17 protein-coding genes and 1 tRNA gene are annotated in these 17135 nt (G+C 30.7%); 16 read left to right on the forward strand and 2 right to left on the reverse strand.

Features of this window, described 5'->3' with window-relative positions:
- Nucleotides 1–28: 28 nt before the first annotated feature.
- The 6 genes from CLHOM_RS06560 (at nt 29) to CLHOM_RS18860 (ending at nt 5735) form a co-directional block, all read left to right on the forward strand.
- Nucleotides 29–580 carry a rubrerythrin family protein gene (locus tag CLHOM_RS06560; RefSeq protein ID WP_052220911.1) on the forward strand — a complete coding sequence of 184 codons (552 nt, stop codon included), beginning with the start codon at nt 29–31 and terminating at the stop codon, nt 578–580.
- Between the two features lie 219 nt (nt 581–799).
- Nucleotides 800–896, forward strand: a tRNA-Sec gene (locus CLHOM_RS18145).
- 73 nt (nt 897–969) lie between these two features.
- Nucleotides 970–1995 (forward strand): selenide, water dikinase SelD, encoded by a 1026-nt coding sequence (gene selD, locus CLHOM_RS06565; protein ID WP_200903904.1) that lies wholly within the window; start codon nt 970–972, stop codon nt 1993–1995.
- Between the two features lie 70 nt (nt 1996–2065).
- Nucleotides 2066–3472: an L-seryl-tRNA(Sec) selenium transferase gene (gene selA, locus CLHOM_RS06570; RefSeq protein ID WP_052220913.1), complete on the forward strand. Its 1407-nt coding sequence runs from the start codon at nt 2066–2068 to the stop codon at nt 3470–3472.
- Nucleotides 3469–5388, forward strand: coding sequence for a selenocysteine-specific translation elongation factor (selB, locus tag CLHOM_RS06575; RefSeq protein WP_052220914.1), 1920 nt, complete (start codon nt 3469–3471; stop codon nt 5386–5388). The genes selA and selB overlap by 4 nt, the downstream gene beginning before the upstream one ends.
- Nucleotides 5389–5441: 53 nt before the next feature.
- On the forward strand, nt 5442–5735 hold the full coding sequence (locus CLHOM_RS18860) for a HesB/IscA family protein (protein ID WP_341376788.1): 294 nt from the start codon (nt 5442–5444) through the stop codon (nt 5733–5735).
- Nucleotides 5736–5788: 53 nt separating this feature from the next.
- Here CLHOM_RS18860 and CLHOM_RS06580 read toward each other — a convergent pair whose 3' ends face one another.
- A complete protein-coding gene (locus tag CLHOM_RS06580) occupies nt 5789–7366 on the reverse strand; it encodes a hypothetical protein (RefSeq protein ID WP_052220915.1) in 1578 nt (525 codons plus the stop codon).
- Between the two features lie 337 nt (nt 7367–7703).
- Here CLHOM_RS06580 and CLHOM_RS06585 point away from each other — a divergent pair, with 337 nt between their 5' ends.
- From CLHOM_RS06585 to CLHOM_RS06595, 3 genes are all read left to right on the forward strand, one after another.
- The gene (locus CLHOM_RS06585; protein WP_052220916.1) at nt 7704–9413 is read left to right on the forward strand and encodes a methyl-accepting chemotaxis protein; all 1710 of its coding nucleotides are present in this window, start codon (nt 7704–7706) and stop codon (nt 9411–9413) included.
- A gap of 156 nt (nt 9414–9569) precedes the next feature.
- A complete protein-coding gene (locus CLHOM_RS06590) occupies nt 9570–11084 on the forward strand; it encodes a sensor histidine kinase (RefSeq protein ID WP_052220917.1) in 1515 nt (504 codons plus the stop codon).
- A 9-nt stretch (nt 11085–11093) separates the two neighbouring features.
- The gene (locus CLHOM_RS06595; RefSeq protein ID WP_052220918.1) at nt 11094–12146 is read left to right on the forward strand and encodes an HD domain-containing phosphohydrolase; all 1053 of its coding nucleotides are present in this window, start codon (nt 11094–11096) and stop codon (nt 12144–12146) included.
- A 55-nt stretch (nt 12147–12201) separates the two neighbouring features.
- On the opposite strand, the gene CLHOM_RS06600 is transcribed toward CLHOM_RS06595, so the two are convergent.
- On the reverse strand, nt 12202–13107 hold the full coding sequence (locus CLHOM_RS06600) for a pentapeptide repeat-containing protein (RefSeq protein WP_082204374.1): 906 nt from the start codon (nt 13105–13107) through the stop codon (nt 12202–12204).
- Between the two features lie 230 nt (nt 13108–13337).
- Between CLHOM_RS06600 and CLHOM_RS06605 the strand changes: the two genes are divergently transcribed.
- The 7 genes from CLHOM_RS06605 to CLHOM_RS06635 are packed head-to-tail and all read left to right on the forward strand — an operon-like array spanning nt 13338 to nt 17088.
- Entirely contained in the window at nt 13338–13703 is a 366-nt protein-coding gene (locus CLHOM_RS06605) for a NifB/NifX family molybdenum-iron cluster-binding protein (protein ID WP_052220919.1), read from the forward strand.
- A gap of 18 nt (nt 13704–13721) precedes the next feature.
- Nucleotides 13722–14552, forward strand: a complete 831-nt coding sequence (locus CLHOM_RS06610; RefSeq protein WP_052220920.1) for a P-loop NTPase — start codon at nt 13722–13724, stop codon at nt 14550–14552.
- On the forward strand, nt 14543–15388 hold the full coding sequence (locus CLHOM_RS06615) for an ATP-binding protein (RefSeq protein ID WP_052220921.1): 846 nt from the start codon (nt 14543–14545) through the stop codon (nt 15386–15388). Before CLHOM_RS06610 ends, CLHOM_RS06615 begins: the two co-directional genes overlap by 10 nt.
- A gap of 50 nt (nt 15389–15438) precedes the next feature.
- Nucleotides 15439–15798, forward strand: a complete 360-nt coding sequence (locus CLHOM_RS06620) for a C-GCAxxG-C-C family (seleno)protein (RefSeq protein WP_052220922.1) — start codon at nt 15439–15441, stop codon at nt 15796–15798.
- A 32-nt stretch (nt 15799–15830) separates the two neighbouring features.
- Nucleotides 15831–16187 carry a NifB/NifX family molybdenum-iron cluster-binding protein gene (locus tag CLHOM_RS06625; RefSeq protein WP_052220923.1) on the forward strand — a complete coding sequence of 119 codons (357 nt, stop codon included), beginning with the start codon at nt 15831–15833 and terminating at the stop codon, nt 16185–16187.
- A 17-nt stretch (nt 16188–16204) separates the two neighbouring features.
- Complete coding sequence (locus CLHOM_RS06630; protein ID WP_052221027.1) at nt 16205–16678, forward strand: Fur family transcriptional regulator; 474 nt, start codon at nt 16205–16207, stop codon at nt 16676–16678.
- On the forward strand, nt 16648–17088 hold the full coding sequence (locus CLHOM_RS06635; protein WP_052220924.1) for a DUF134 domain-containing protein: 441 nt from the start codon (nt 16648–16650) through the stop codon (nt 17086–17088). The genes CLHOM_RS06630 and CLHOM_RS06635 overlap by 31 nt, the downstream gene beginning before the upstream one ends.
- Nucleotides 17089–17135 lie beyond the last annotated feature (47 nt).

Below are 17135 nucleotides of genomic sequence, written 5' to 3' on the forward strand. Positions count from 1 at the left end.
AAATTTGTTAAATAGGAGTTGGTTTTTTATGTTAAAAAATGCAATGACAGCTGATTTTTTAAGATCTGCTTACGGGGGAGAAAGTATGGCACATATGAGATATTTAATATGGGGAGAAGCAGCAGAAAAAGATGATTTCCCTAATATTTCTAGGCTTTTTAAGGCAGTGGCATATGCGGAATTAGTCCATGCAAAAAATCATTTTAAAGTACTTAAGGAGCAAGTTGGTGATAATACAGTTCCAGCAGGGGCAGTTTTTGGAATTACCAACATAGTAGATAATCTTCAAGGTGCAATAAATGGAGAGTTACATGAAATTGATCAAATGTATCCTGTGTATCTTGAAACTGCAAGATTTCAAGGAGAAAAAGATGCTGAAAGATCTTTTCATTATGCAGTGGAAGCTGAAAAAAAGCATGCTGAGCTATTTAATAAAGCTAAGGAAAGTGCAAAGGAAGGAAAAGATTTAGAAAAGGATAATTTCTACGTATGCCCTATATGTGGATATACAGAAGAGAAGGATGCTCCAGAAAAATGTCCTATTTGTGGTGCAAAAAAGGAACTATTTAAAGAATTTTAATAGAAGTAACTGAAAAATATAAAAAGTAAAAAAACCTCAGTAAGCATAATGAGCTAGGCTGAGGTTTTAATAATGGGTGGGGATAATGAGTATTTAAATTATTTACAAAATGCAATAATTTTATACATTACTTATTTATTTATTATATTAAAGCTTAATAAAACTATTTACATATACCCGCTATGGGTATATAATATACTAAAATCTATTTTATAATTTGGGGGCGGATGGATTCTGGTGGATCCCTTGGACTTCAAATCCATAGTCGGGTGGTAGTACCGGCCGAGGTGGGTTCAATTCCTACACGTTCCCGCCAATTTTAAAATTGATATGCTAGCTGCAAGGGGGTGTCTATATTGACTGATAAGGAATTAAAAAGACTTACTCATATGTCATCAAAGGCTGGATGAGCTAGCAAATTAGGTCCGGAAGACCTGGCACAAGTTTTGTGTCATTTAGATAATGATAATAGAAGAGATCCAAACTTAATTGTTGGTTTTGATAAATCAGATGATGCAGGGGTTTACAAGATTTCAGATGAGCTTGCTTTAGTTCAAACAGTTGATTTCTTTACTCCAGTAGTAGATGATCCTTATACCTTTGGTCAAATTGCAGCAGCAAATGCCTTAAGCGATGTTTATGCTATGGGTGGGGAACCACTAACAGCTCTAAATATTGCATGCTTTTCTTGTTCACTAGAGCCAAGTATTTTAGCCGAAATTTTAAAGGGTGGAGCTGATAAGATAAAAGAAGCCGGAGCTACTCTAGCAGGTGGTCACACTATAACAGATAATGAAATTAAATATGGATTATCTGTTACTGGCACAATTAATCCATCAAAGGTTATAACAAACTCAGGAGCAGTACCAGGAGATGTTCTTATTCTAACAAAACCTATTGGAGCTGGTGTTCTTACAACTGCATTTAAATTTGACATGATTTTAGAAGAGGAACTTAAAGAAGCTGTAACTGTAATGTCTGCACTAAATAAGACTGCTTCTGAAGAAATGCAAAAAATAGGTGTTAATGCCTGTACAGATATAACAGGTTTTGGACTTTTAGGACATAGTTACGAAATGGCTAAGGGCAGTAGAGTTCAATTTAAAATTTATAGTTCAAAGATTCCATTTATGAAAAATGTAATCAAATTAATTGAAAAGGATGCTGCTCCAGGAGGAGCACATTTGAATATGAAGTTCTTTGAGAATTGGGTAAGTTTTGATGAAGCTATTGAAAGAGCAATAAGAATTGCATTGTTTGATCCTCAGACTTCTGGTGGTCTATTAATATCTGTACCGAAAGAAAAAGGATTAAAGCTTTTAGAAATATTAAATCTCAATGGTTCAATAAAATCGGTGATAATTGGAGAAGTATTAAAAGCAGATACAGAGGAAAATACTATTATTGTTGTATAAGAGGGCATAACCTTAAATTGATATATTCAATTATAGGCTATGTCCACTTTCCTTAAAGGAGGAATAAGTTTTGGAAAACTTTCATAAACATGAGACTTTAAGAAATATTCCACCTATAAATGATTTACTAGAATTAAGTGTGGTTAAAGAGCTTATAGATAAACACGGAAAAAATCCGGTATTAGATAAAATAAGATTAATAATAGAGGAATTCAGAAATAATGTTCAGATAATGTCTAGAGCAGAAATTACACAATATATTTTAGAAAAACTATTAGTAGAAGTAACTGAGTATGAAGCAATGGGATTAAGAAAAGTTATAAATGCTACAGGTATTGTTTTACATACAAATCTGGGCAGAGCTCCTCTGCCACAAAATGCAATAAAGTATATAAATGAAGTTTGTGAAGGATATTGCAATTTAGAATTTGATATTGAAAGTGGAAAGAGGGGTTCAAGGTATTCTCATATTGAGCCTCTAATAAAGAAGATTACTGGTGCTGAAAGTGCACTAGTGGTTAATAATAATGCAGCAGCAGTATTTTTAGCATTAAATACTTTGGCAAATAATAGAGAGGTAGTAATTTCTAGAGGACAGCAAGTAGAAATAGGTGGAAGCTTTAGAATACCAGATATAATAGCTAGAAGTTCTGCAAAGATGGTAGAGATAGGGACCACAAATAAAACTCGAATAAGTGATTATGCTAATGCTATTAGGGAAGATACATCAGTACTGCTTAAGGTACATACAAGCAATTATAAAGTGATAGGCTTTACTGAGGAAGTACCACTTGAGGAATTAGTATCTTTAAGTAAAGAGCAAGATTTAGTTGTTATGGAAGATCTGGGCAGCGGGAGTCTTTTGGATTTATCTACTATTGGATTGCCTTACGAAAGAACAGTTCAAGATAGTCTTAAAGCTGGAGCGGATATTATAACCTTTAGTGGTGATAAGCTTTTAGGTGGTCCTCAAGTTGGAGTTATTGTAGGAAAAAAAGAGTTAATTGATAAAATTAAACTTAATCCCCTTACACGCATGCTTAGGTGTGATAAGCTCACAATTGCTTCACTAACAGCAGTACTCAACTTGTATATGGATTCTGAAAAAGCATTTAAGGCAATACCTGTTCTTAGAATGATGGCACTAAAAGAAGAAGAATTAATTTATAAGGCCAGTGAGCTTGAAAAGCTCATAAATAAAGAATTAAAAAGTATAATTGAAACTGAAATAGTAGATGACCTTGATGAGGTAGGGGGTGGATCTCTTCCAGCTGTAATTCTAAAAGGTAAAGCTGTAGCCTTAAAGGTCATTAATGGAGATATTAATGAATTTCAAGAAAGTTTGAGAAAAAGTCATATACCAATTATTTGTAAAATAAAAAAGGACAGAGTAATTATAAACGTGAGAACCATTGAAAATGAAGACTTTAAGCTGATTGTTGAAACTCTTAAAGGTATACTAGGAGAGAAAGTATGAAGAATGTTGTAATGGGAACTGCTGGACACATTGATCATGGAAAGACAGCGCTTGTGAAGAAATTAACAGGAGTTGATACTGATAGATTAGAAGAAGAAAAAAGAAGAGGTATGACCATAGAACTTGGTTTTGCACCATTAACCTTACCATCTGGAAAGGTTATTTCAGTAATTGATGTGCCAGGTCATGAAAAATTTGTAAAGACTATGGTTGCAGGTGTTACAGGGATTGATTTTGTTATGCTTGTAATAGCAGCAGATGAAGGGATTATGCCCCAGACAAAGGAACATATGGAAATTTTATCTCTTCTTAAAATAAAAAATGGAGTAATTGCTTTAACAAAAACAGATTTAGTTGAAAATAAATGGCTTCAGATGGTTAAAACTGATATAAAAGAAAGTATAAGAGGAACATGGCTTAAGAATTATCCTATAATACCAGTGTCGTCAATTACTGGAGAGGGAATAGGGGAACTTCTGTCCTATTTAGAAAAGTTAGCAAAGGATGCTGAACAGTACAATGCTGAAGAACTATTTAGATTGCATGTAGATAGAGTATTTACAATTGCAGGGCATGGTACAGTTATTACAGGAACACTAATGGGAGGAAGAGTTGCTAAAGGGGATATAATAGAAATATTGCCTGAAGGCATCAATGGAAAAGTAAGAGGATTACAAGTCCACAATAAAAATGTTGAATTTGCTACAGTAGGAGATAGATGTGCAATAAATATAACTGGCGTTTCAAAGTCAGAAATAGAGAGAGGAAATGTAATAGCTAGACCAGGGGATATAAAGCCAAGTAAGCTAGTGGATGCAGTGATTTTCACCACAAAAGATATGGAAAAGTTAGTACATAATCAACGGGTACATGTTCATATTGGGACTAAAGAAGTTCTAGCTAGATTAAGAATTTTAGGAGCAAATGAGATAAAAAATGGTGCTAAGGGCTATATTCAGCTTAGATTTGAAGAATCGGTTGTAGCTTTAAGGGGAGATAAGTTTATTATTCGATCCTATTCTCCAGCAATTACTATTGGGGGAGGAGAGGTAATTTTTCATTCTACATTAAATAGACAGAGATTTTCTGAAAAAAATATAGAAGATTTAACTATAGGGGAATTAGGCAATTCAGAAGAACTAATAGAGTATGTTCTAAAAAGTTCAAAAAAGTTATATAGTATTCAGGATTTATGGCAAGAAACCCTATTAAGTAAAAGCGAGATTCAAAAGATTCTTGCTAAATTAGTGGAAACTGGTAAAGTAATTAAACTAGTAGAAGTTAATAAATATTTAAGTATTGATTTATACGAGCAATTTATAATAGAAATTAACCAGGAATTTGAAAACTTATTTAAAAGGAATAATTTTAAATTTCAAATAGATAAAGAAGAAATAAAGAGTAAATTGTTTAAACAACTGGATATGAAAGAATTTATGAATCTACTTAACTCCTTTATTGAAAATAACAAGTTTAAACTGCATAATAATCAAATTGTTCAAATGAATGGGAACATCATTAATAGGATTTTGCAATTAAAAGAAACAAAATTAGTCAAAGAGGCCATTGAAAAGGATGGTTTTAATATTAGAAGCTTAAGTGTAATAAAAAAATCTATTAATGTTGGTAAATATAAAATTGAAGACATCTTAAAGTTTCTAATAGAAATAGGGGAAATAGTAGATTTAGGAAGTGAAATGTATATTCATAAGAATAGCCTAAAAGATGCAGTAAATAAAATTAGATATATTTTTCAAGGTCAAGACTCTGCTTCATTAGTAAATATTAGAGATTACCTAGGAGTAAGCAGAAAAGTAACTCTTGCAGTACTAGAATATCTAGATAATATAGGTGTTACTATAAGAGAAGAAGATGTGCGAAAACCAGGAATCCATTTTATGGATTATTATATATAGAATTAATTAAAGTCTGGTTTAAAATTTAATCATGAGAGGTAGGTGAAAATAATATGATTTCAATATCTAAATTAGCAGCTGAAAAATTTCAAGAATTGAGAAAAAAAGCTATAAATCCAGAAACAACTATGATTAGAGTATCTTTTGGTGGGTATGGCTGAGGAGGTCCAAGATTACAATTAACTCTGGATGAGTTAAAGAAAGAAAATGATGTAACTGTTGAATCAGAAGGAATAACTATAGTGTTTGAAAAGGATCTTGAAATATATTTGGATAGAGCTGTAATTGACTATTCTAATGGTTGGTTTGAACGTGGATTTGTTATAAGAGGAACATCCTCTTGCTAGAATAAAATACTGTGGACAAAAATGATTGTCCACAGTATTTTTATTTTCTTAATTTAAACTTTAAGTAATTCTATTTGGCTTTTAATCCACTTTATTACCTTTTTTTTATCCTTATTAGCTGAAGGTAAAGAACTCCACATGGATAAGAAATATCTAATAAATGCATCTACTACTTCAGCTTCAGAGATTAGTAGATCAACATTTTCATTACAATTATAGGAAGAGTATGGACTAATTATGTTATCATTTAATTTTTGTATAAATACACCATTATTTTCTTTTACCATCCAACATATCTTTGAAATGTTCTCAAAATCTTTCTTATTAACTAGAGCGATTTCGTAATTTTCATATTTTTCCAGCATATTAATTATATTTTCTAGGTGGCATTTAATATCATTATAATCTAAAGTTATATCGTCTAATATAAAGTACGGATCAAAGGAATAGATTTTTTCTTTTACTAAATTTTCAATGGACTCTTTAAAGAAAATGTCCTTAAATTTATAGTATTTTATTTGAGCTTCAAAGGCATCTAACCTTCTCTTATGCAAGAATAAATGTTCTTTTATTTCTTCATTAGTTTTTTTAGTTAATTTCAAGTATTTTTTATAAAGGTCCAGTGGTAGAGTTATAGTATTTATATCTCCTTTAAAAACATATTTGTCACCCAATGTTTCTTCTGCTTCAATAAACGTATGATGAAGTTGAGTTGTTTTTTGCCAATTGTAAGATTTTAGCAGAGGTTTGGCAGAGGAAAATAGTTGAAAAAAGTGTCCAGATAGAATTTCTATACTCTCTTTAGATTTAAATAAAAACGCACTATCAACTTGATTTTTAAGTTTTGAGGAAAAACAGTATAAAGCCCCTACATTTGGTACAACAATAAGTTCATTGCCCATGAATCCAAGAGAACTATCTTTATAATAGTAAATATCATATCTTCCTGTATAAAGTGAAAGTTGCATATATTCAATAATTTTAATTGTTCTTTTTATATTATTATTTAGTTTTACTAAATATACAATTTTCCATCCATTTTTCAATATTTTGTGAAGCACTTTCTTCCATTTAATATTAAACTCTTTGAAATTATCCAGAATATCCATATTACTATTTAAAGTAATAAGTATTGTATCATCTTTACCTTCTGGATACTTTGGTATATTTTCTAAGATATCTAAAGCGGATTGTAATACTCCATCCTCTCCAGTAATAATATTTACAAAATCAATTCCAGAGGATAGCATATCTTTTGATAAACTTTTAGCTTGCCTTTTTTTATTATTTTCCTTTGACAATAGTTCAATTGAATATCCTTGTGCTTCTTTTAAATAAGTTCTAATGGCTTCTTCAATAGAAATATCTTCGGTGGCTAATTCCTCAAGGGACCATTTTCTTAAAGCTTCTACTACAATTTCTTTTTGAAAAGAATTACTAATATTATTAATAAAGAAATTTGTTATAAGATCAATATAAGTGGAATTATATGATGGAACTCTTTCATTCCTCAGCCACTTGTATATTAGCGATGAATCCACATTTATTCCCCTGGCAAGTCTACTTCCTTTCAAATTAAAAATTTTCAATAATTCTGATAAACAGTTTCCAAATCCTTTATTGTTTTTCATGTGTGTTCCTCCTGATTTTGAACATAATGTCAAATTATATATAAGTATCCTATTTTAAATAACATACTTATATATAAAACAATTTAATTCAACAATAAAATGGAATTTTTACAATTGTCAGAGAATAAACCAGGACAAAATTTAGTATTTATTGATGAATAATACAAATTTATGTAAAATAAATTTGTATATTTGTCATATATTAATAGTATACCATTATAGGTTAGATTTGATTGGGTAAAAGGTAAATTGGGTGTGATGCTATCCAATGGTATATATTAGGTAAGCCTGGTAATGCTTCTTGGGTAGAAACATTATTAAATAGGGGGTATAAGTTATGTTTAAAAATTTGAAAGTAAGAACAAAAATATTTACTTTATCTGTAACAATGCTAGCATTAATAGGTATTATATCAGTAGTAGGATATATAAATATTTCTAAGGCAAATGATGGAATGACAGATATGTATAATAATAATCTGTTGTCATTACAGTATCTTATGGACAATAAAGCGCAAGCAAGAGCTATAGAAGCAGATATTTATTATTTAATTTTACATACTGGTGAAAAAGAAAAGCAGAATGAAAAAGTAAAGGATATTGAAGAAAGAAAAAAAGTTGCTGACGAGAATTTTACTAAATATAAAAGCTCAGAACTAGACCAATCTGAAAAAAATTTGATGAAAGTTCTTGAAGCAAATATGGCTATATATAGAGAAGGAAGAGAGGCGACAATTAAACTAGCCTTAGCTGGGCAGCAAAAGGAAGCTAAGGATGAATTTAATAAAGTAGAGGCTGTAGCAAATGAATTTCAAAAGAATTTGATAGAATTATCAGATTATAACATTAAAGAAGCAGATAAAGTTAAAAAACAAAGTGATATAAGTTATAGAAATACAATAATAATATTTATAGGTTTAGTCTTAATCTCTATATTAATTGGAGTTATAATATCAGTAATAATTCTCGAAAATATTGTTCATCCTCTTGGCTTATTAAAGGATTTTGCAGAGAGGATGAAAAATTCTGATTTTTCAAAAGCTATAAATGTTACTAGGAAGGATGAGTTTGGACAAACTGCCGCAGCTCTAAATGAGGCTCAAAGCAATGTAGGAGAACTTATTAGAGAAGTAGTTAATTCTGTTCAGGATTTAAGTGCAGGCAGTGAAGAACTATCTGCAACAGTTGAGGAAATGTCTGCAAAGCTAGAGGAAATTAATACCCAAACTGAAGAAATAACATTAGGTACACAAGAAGCTAGTGCAGGAGCAGAAGAGGTTTCAGCTTCTTCAGAAGAAGTAGGTTCAAGCCTACAGACCCTTTCGGCTCAAGCTGTGGAAGGTAGTCAAAAATCAGAAGCTATAAAAAATAGAGCAATAAAAGTTAGAGATGACAGCAATGAAGCTGTTGATAGTACAGATAAAATTTATTTAGAGAAAGAGGAGAATATTCTTCAAGCTCTGAAAAAAGCAGAGGTAGTGGAGAATATAAAAGTTATGGCAGATACTATATCAAGTATCTCAGAACAAACAAATCTCCTAGCACTAAATGCTGCCATTGAGGCAGCTAGAGCAGGAGAGCAGGGAAAAGGCTTTGCGGTTGTAGCAGAGGAAGTTAGAAAGCTTGCAGAGCAATCCTCTGAAGCTGTAGTTAAAATTCAAGATACAATAACAGAAGTTAGGGAAGCTGTTTTAGAGTTGAAGGATAATAGCAATGAAGTACTACAATTTATAGGAGAACATATTAGACCTCAGCTTAGCAGTTTCGTAGAAACTGGGAATGACTATTACAATGATGCAGAGTTCGTTGCTAATATGTCTGAAAGCATAGCTTCCATGTCAGAAGAAATTACAGCAACAATGGAGCAAGTTAGTTCTGCTATACAGGAAATGGCTCATCAAGCACAGAATGCAAATAATAATGCAGAAAATATAAAGGGCGGGGTAAACGAAGCAGCAATTGGAATGGAGCAAATTTCTAAAACAGCTCAAGCACAGGCAGAGATGTCACAAAAATTAAGCGAAATGGTACAAAAATTTAAAATTTAATTGAAGTCACAAAGCCACAGGTCAACTGTGGCTTTTAAATTGTTATTTTTTATAAATAAATTCATTAAATATTAATTTTAGGATACTTAAGAATATATTATGAATATGATATAATTGTATTCTATTAAGGGAAAATAGTGATATACAGGTGATAATATGAAAGATAATTGTAAAAAAGATAAAATAGATTTTAGAAAACATAAAAGCTTAAAAAACCGTTTTAAATTTATGGTAAATTTATCAACATTTTTTACTGTTATAATAATGAGTGCTATGTTTTTGTTTATAGTAAACAGAATGCTATTTATTATTGGCACAAGTACCTCTAAATATTATATAGAGCATATAGATACGATTGTTTCAAGAGTAACAGAAAATACCAAAACTAATGTTGAAGCTAAAGATTTTTTAAAAAATGATATGTTTCAGAAAGAAATGAATAGAGTTAGTAATATTATTCCTGTATTTAGTATAATGATAGAGATTCAGGGGGATGTGGTTTTTGAAAGAAATTCTAGGATTTTTTTAAATACAGCAGTAAATAAAGAAATTAATAATGCTCCTCTAGAATTTGATAAAGAAAATTATAAAGGAACAAAAGTTTCAAAAATGATTCTTGATAAAAAAGGCAGCGAAGTGGGAGAGATTAGAGTTGGAATTGATTCTAGACTAGCATGGATGATATATTTAGGTATAATTGCTTCATTATTACTTGGAGGAGTATTTTTACTAATAATTATGAGGATTATAACTAATATAATGACAAAACCAATTTTAAGACCACTAAATATTTTGCAGAGGCAAATGGAGCAGTTGGCAGATGAAAAGTATGAGAATGTAAATCCTTCTCTAACAATAGATAAGAAAACAGTAAGAGAAGTTTATGAACTAGCTAATGTAACCAATCGGCTTTTGAATAAGATGGTAAATTATAACGAGGTTATTACACAAACAGAAAAAATGGCTTCAGTAGGTCAATTGACAGCAGCTATCACTCATGAAATCAATACCCCACTTGGAACAATTAATTCAAATGTTAATATGATAAAGCTTATGGCTGAGGAAGTATCAAATATAGAAGATTTAGATATGTTAAGAGAAATGAATGAAAATATTAAAGAATCTGCTGTACTTTCAGAGGAAGCTAGTAAAAGAATTCAAGAAATAATAAAAAGCTTACGTTCTTTTTCGCGAATTGACCAAGCTGATTTTATGCCAGCAGATATAAATGAAAGTATAAGAAGTGTAATTATATTAACAACTAATCTTCATAAGAATCGCATTCATATAGAAGAAAAGTTAGGTGAAATACCTAATGTATCCTGTTATATAGGCTTAATTAATCAAGTTTTTATGAATATAATTATAAATGCAATTCAAGCAATTGATGAAAAAGGTACTATTACTATTGAGACAAGTGCTGACGAAGCTTTTGTTTATGCTAAAATAACTGATACGGGGTGTGGTATAAGCAGTAAAAATATTTATAGGATATTTGAATATGGTTTTACAACAAAGCAGCCTGGTTCAGGATCGGGTATCGGACTTGCCCTAAGTAATAATATTATAAAAAAACACAATGGTTCTATTCTTGTTGATTCTGAAGAAGGTAAAGGAACCACATTTACAGTTAAAATTCCAATCAATCAAGAAAAATATAATAATAAATAGAGGTGACCTATGCAAACAATAATGGTTGTTGATGACGAACTCATGATAACAAAAACCTTATCCTTATTACTCAAAATGAAGACAAAACAAAACATAGTAACCTTTAACACGCCAACCGAAGCTTTATATAGCCAGATGCTTCAATCAAAGGAAGTAGATGTAATTGTATCTGACTTTATAATGCCAGAAATGAACGGTATAGAATTTTTAATGGAAGTAAAGAAAATTTCTCCAAAGACAGAAACGATTTTATTGACAGGATATGCTGATAAGGAAAATGCCATTAGAAGTATAAATGAGGTAGGCGTTTATTACTATTTAGAAAAACCATGGAACAATGAGGAACTTATAAAAATTATTAATAATGCCTTAGATAAAAAAAGATTATCTGATGAGCTAAAAGAAAAAATCAAAGAACTTGAGGCGTCAAATAATGAAAATAGGAGATTATACGAATTAACTAGTAAGGAATACAATAATGAAATAGAAGGTTCAAAAAGTTTAATGTTATCACTTGCTAATATTATTGAAGCAAAAGATATTTATACTGATGGACATACTAGAAGAGTATCATCAATTTCATCAGCCTTAGGAAAAAGCATGAATCTTAGTAAAGATCAGTTAGATACATTGGAGGTAGTTGGCATAATTCATGATGTAGGTAAAGTTGCCATACCTGAACAAATACTAAATAAAGCAGGTAAGTTAACAGATGAAGAATTTAAGATTATAAAAAAGCATCCAGAGATTGGTGAAAAGATTTGCAGACCACTTGGAGCATTTAATAAGTATTTAGGACCAATACTTCATCATCACGAAAAATTAAATGGAAAAGGGTATCCTCATGGATTAAAGGGAGACGAAATAGATGTAGTTACTAGAATCATAACTATAGTAGATATTTTTGATGCGCTTTATTCAGATAGACCATATAGATCAAAGATGCCTATTGAAAAAGTTAAAAGTGTTATGATGAAAGAGGTAGAAGAAGGATACATAGATAAGCAAATTGTGAATTTACTTTTTTATTTGATTGAAACGGGAAAATTAGAACTAGAGTAATAGATAAAAAATCCAGTAGAATGTATAATATTCTACTGGATTTTTTAGTATTTAATTATTTTAACCAATAGGCTGGACGTATTAGTGAAGAAGGTAATTTTGTTTTAGAATCGCCTTTCGCAGTATTGATCTGTGCCTGTGTTAAGAAAATGCAGTTTGTAAGATTAGCACCGCTTAGATCAGCATCGCGTAAATCAGCTCCAATAAGGTCAGCTCCACTTAAATCACACCCTTTGAAATTTGCTGCAATAAGGTATGCTCCTCGAAGGCTAGCACCTATAAGATTGGTTTTCCTCAGATCTGCACCAAAAAAATTTATACCTTTAGCAAGAGGTTTCAGCTGCTTCGAAGGATTATTTTGATTGCTGTGATATTTAGAACGTATCATATCGCTAGTTTGTAAAAGTAGAGAGTTAACCTTTGTTCGATGTGCTGTTAAATCTAATTCTTGTAGGGAATTAGGGTTTAGAGCAGTAAGGTGCTCTGTTTCCAAAATCATTGAACTTATATTATTACTCAATTCTCTTGAAGAGTGCAGATTTAATGCCTCTGAAAGGTACCACAACATTTCATGAAGCTGTCTCATAATTAGAAAGCTCTCGAACATTTGGCGTGCTAATTCCGGTACTTGACGCCAATTCTTTCCATTAAATGTAATTTGAGATACCTTTTGGCCTGCACCAAAACAATCATAAGCAGTACAGCCTTTAAGGCCAGTATTTCTAAGGTTTTTGTGAACAGAGCAACGAAAGTCATGTTGTAAGTTTATACAAGGCTTGCCAGCTTCCTTGTCAGTTGGAAAACCCTCTGATGCAGAAAAGTAAAGTGCAATACAACACAATCCAAAACATTTTTGACAGTCAATTCTTAATTTTTTCAGATTTGTGTTGTGAAATGATATAGAATCTATGTGATTTTCAGATAATTGTTTATCAGTGTTATTATTATATTTAGATATCATACTAATTTACCTCGAATATTAAAAAATATAAAATCGTCACTTTGAAATTATATCATATGTACCAATTATTTCAACTGATGAAATTTTGTATTAGAAATCTATTATTGGCATTTGACAATAATAAAAAATAGGAGTAATATTAAATTGGCAAATGCCAATTTAATATATAGGAGCTGATTTTATATCAATCCTATTGTTACAAAGATTATTAATAAATTGGAGGGAGAATAATGAAAATAGCAATTTCAGCAACAGGAAAAAATAGTGAAGATTTACTTGATAAAAGATTTGGAAGATGTGAATATTTTCAAATTCATGATACTGAAAGTGGAGAGGTTAAAGTTTTAGAAAACAAAGGTCAAAATTCTAGCGGAGGAGCAGGTATTGCAGCATCTAATCAATTAATAGATGAAAACATAGATGTTATTATTACAGGAAATCTAGGACCTAACGCCTTTGAGCTTATTGAAAAATCAGGAATAAAATCTTATAAATGTGAAAATGTAGCTATTAGTTCAGTGTTAGAAAAATATAAGAAGGGTGAACTTGAAGAAATAAAAATGTCTGGACCTGCATATCATGGAGGAAGTCATTAGATTGGAGGTGAAGATACGATGAATATAGCAGTACTTAGTGGTAAAGGAGGAACAGGAAAAACTACAGTTTCAACTAATCTAGCTCTTGCACTAAAGGCAAATTATATAGACTGTGATGTGGAAGAGCCAAATGGTTTCTTGTTTTTAAACCCTAAAGTGAATAAAACAGAAAAGATTATGGTAGAATATCCTGTTATAGATGATAATAAATGTACTACTTGTGGAGCTTGCGTTAATGTATGTGAATTTAATGCTCTTGCAAAAGTAAAAGATGATATTATACTTTTTCAAAAACTATGTCATGGCTGTGGAACGTGTCAAATAGCCTGTAAATATGGTGCTATAACTTATGAAAAAAGAGAAATAGGTAGAATGGAAAGAGGAGAAGGAAGAGAAATAAATTGCAGCAGAGGAATTTTAAATATAAGTGAACCTATGGCAGTACCAGTTATTAGAGAACTTCTTAAAAATTTACCAGAAGGTATAAATTTAATTGATTGTCCACCGGGAACCTCTTGCAACGTAGTAAATGCTTTAAAATATGCTGATGGAGCAATACTTGTTACAGAGCCTTCAGAATTTGGATTTCATGATTTAAAATTAGCTGTAGAACTTGTTAAAATGTATAATATTCCCTTTGGCATAGTTATAAACAAGGATGATGGAAAGGAGAATATAATAAAAAAATATTGCAAAGAAGAAAAAATAAGATTGATTGGTGTTATACCTTATGGAAGGGAGACGGCAGTTCTTTATTCAAAGGGGAAAATATTATATGATTATGTGCACTATAAAATAGTGTTTGATAAGCTTTCAAAGGGAGCGAGGGAGGTGCTACTTTGGAATTAGTTGTTTTAAGTGGAAAGGGAGGAACAGGTAAAACTACAATTGCAACAGCATTAGCTGAACTTGCTAAAGATGTAATAAGAATAGATTGTGATGTAGATGCACCAAATCTTTATCTATTTTATAAAGGTAAGGATATTGAGGAGGGTGAATTTATAGGAGGCAAAAAAGCAATTATAGATGAAATACTTTGTATTAAATGCGGAAAATGTGAGGGTATATGTAGATTTAATGCTATAGAAAATTGCACTATAAATTCATTTGTTTGCGAAGGGTGTGGAGCATGTACATTAATATGTCCACAAAATGCTATAAAATTAATTGATGAAAAAACAGCAGATACATTTGTAACTGAACTTGATAAAGGAATAATTTCAAGAGCAGAAATGGACATAGGAAGTGATGGTTCAGGAAAACTAATTACGTATTTAAGGAAAAATGGAAAAAAGTTCAATGAAGATGAAAAATTAACTATAATTGACGGTTCTCCAGGCATTGGATGTGCTGTTATATCTTCAATAACAGGAGCAGATGCAGTATTAGTTGTTACAGAACCTACAAAATCAGGTCTTGAAGATTTAATGAGAGTAGTAGCCTTATGTGAACACTTTGGAGTTTTTACCATGGTTTGTATAAATAAATATGACATTAATGAAGAAATGTCTATAGAAATAGAGAGCTTTATTAATGGTAAAGATTTAAAATTAGTAGGTAAAATTCCATATGATGATACAGTTATGAAATCTATAAATGAATTAAAGCCTATAACTCATTATAAAGAGAGTATAGCAGAAAAAGCCATTGAAGAGATGTGGAGTAATATGAAAAGCTTAATATAAGTTAATATACAGAAAACTTAGTTAAATATAAAAAATACGAGGTAATACAAATGGCAAAGGTATTAGAATACTATAAGCAAGGATACAATTGCACTGAATCTATAGTGAAGGCATTTAATGAAGAAAACAATTCAAGTATCCCAATTTCCATTGCTAGTCCGTTTGGTACTGGTATGGCTGTAGGAAGTACCTGTGGAGCAATTACAGGTGCAATTATAGCTTTGGGTTCAGTAAAAGGAAGAGAAGAAGCTGCAGTTAGAAATGAATCAAGAAAATATGCAAAAGAAATAATGAATAAAATAAAAGAAAAATACGGTACATTTGAATGTTTAGAGTTAAAGAAAAAAGGGGTATCTTGTAGTGAAATAATAGAGTATACCTACAATATTTTAAAAGAATGTTTAAAATAAATTTAATAAATAATAATAGGGAGGAATTTTAAATGAAAATAGCTATTGCAAGTGAAGGAAAATATGTAAGTGGACATTTTGGACATTGTGAAGGGTTTACAATATATGAAGTAGAGGAAGGTAAAGCATTAAATAAAAACTTTACTGTAAATCCAGGGCATAGACCAGGATATCTTCCAGTATTTTTAAAAGGATTAGACATAAATATTATTATTGCAGGAGGTATGGGAGAAACAGCACAAGAGCTATTTAATGAAAATGGAATTGAAGTTGTAGTTGGAGCGCAAGGTTTTAGCGATGAAATTGTACAAAAATATATAAATGGTGAATTAAAATCAACAGGAAGTGTTTGTAGGGAACATGAACATGAGGGTCACTGTAATGAATAATTATGAAGGATGATATTATGAAAAAGGATTTGATGCCTTTTAAAAAGATTTTAGAAAAAAATGGTTATGAATTTACAGTACAAAAACAAAAAATATTAAAAATAATTTTAGATAGCAGTATACATTTGCAAGCAAAAGAAATATATGAAAAAGTAAAAGAAGCCAATATAGGTCTTGCTACAGTATATAGAGCTTTAAAGATATTTAAAAGGCTAGGAATAGTAAAAGAAATAAATATTAATGGAACAAGTTATTACGAAATGAAGATATTTAGTGGAAAGCCCTTGCATATTCATTTTAAATGTATTAAATGTAATAGTATAATTGATATAGATAGTCGAAGTTTAAACTTTGACTATCTAAAATTAAACAAGAAAATTGAGGAAGAAAATAATTTAGAAATATATGATTCAAATATTATGTTTATTGGATTATGTAATAAGTGCAGGGGGGATTTAAAGTGGCAAGACCAACAAAATTTAGAAGAGTAGAGTTCTTCCCAGAGGATACATATTTTGTTCCCTGGGGAAAACCTAAATGTGAAATTGAAGAAATAGTTTTAAAAGTTGAAGAACTGGAGGCTATGAGGCTTAAGGATATTGAGGAACTAAATCAAGAAGAGTGTGCTGAAAGAATGCAAGTATCAAGACAAACTTTTCAAAACATTATAGACAGTGCCAGAAAAAAAGTAGCTTTAGGTTTAACCAATGGAAATGCTATTAGAATAAGCGGTGGCAATTATAGAGCAAAATTTTGCAAATTTAAATGCTTTAAGTGTGGTAATCTATATGAGATAAACTATGAGCAGGATAAATATACTTGCCCTGCTTGCGGTTCGGATAAGGTTATTTGCAGTAAAAAAGCTGATATTTGTAAAAAGTGGTGCAGAGAAATGGATTAGTATACAAGATAAAAATGGTTATTAGCATTTGACAATAACTTAAATAA

The organism is Clostridium homopropionicum DSM 5847 (assembly GCF_001263795.1).
Lineage (GTDB): Bacteria > Bacillota > Clostridia > Clostridiales > Clostridiaceae > Clostridium_H > Clostridium_H homopropionicum.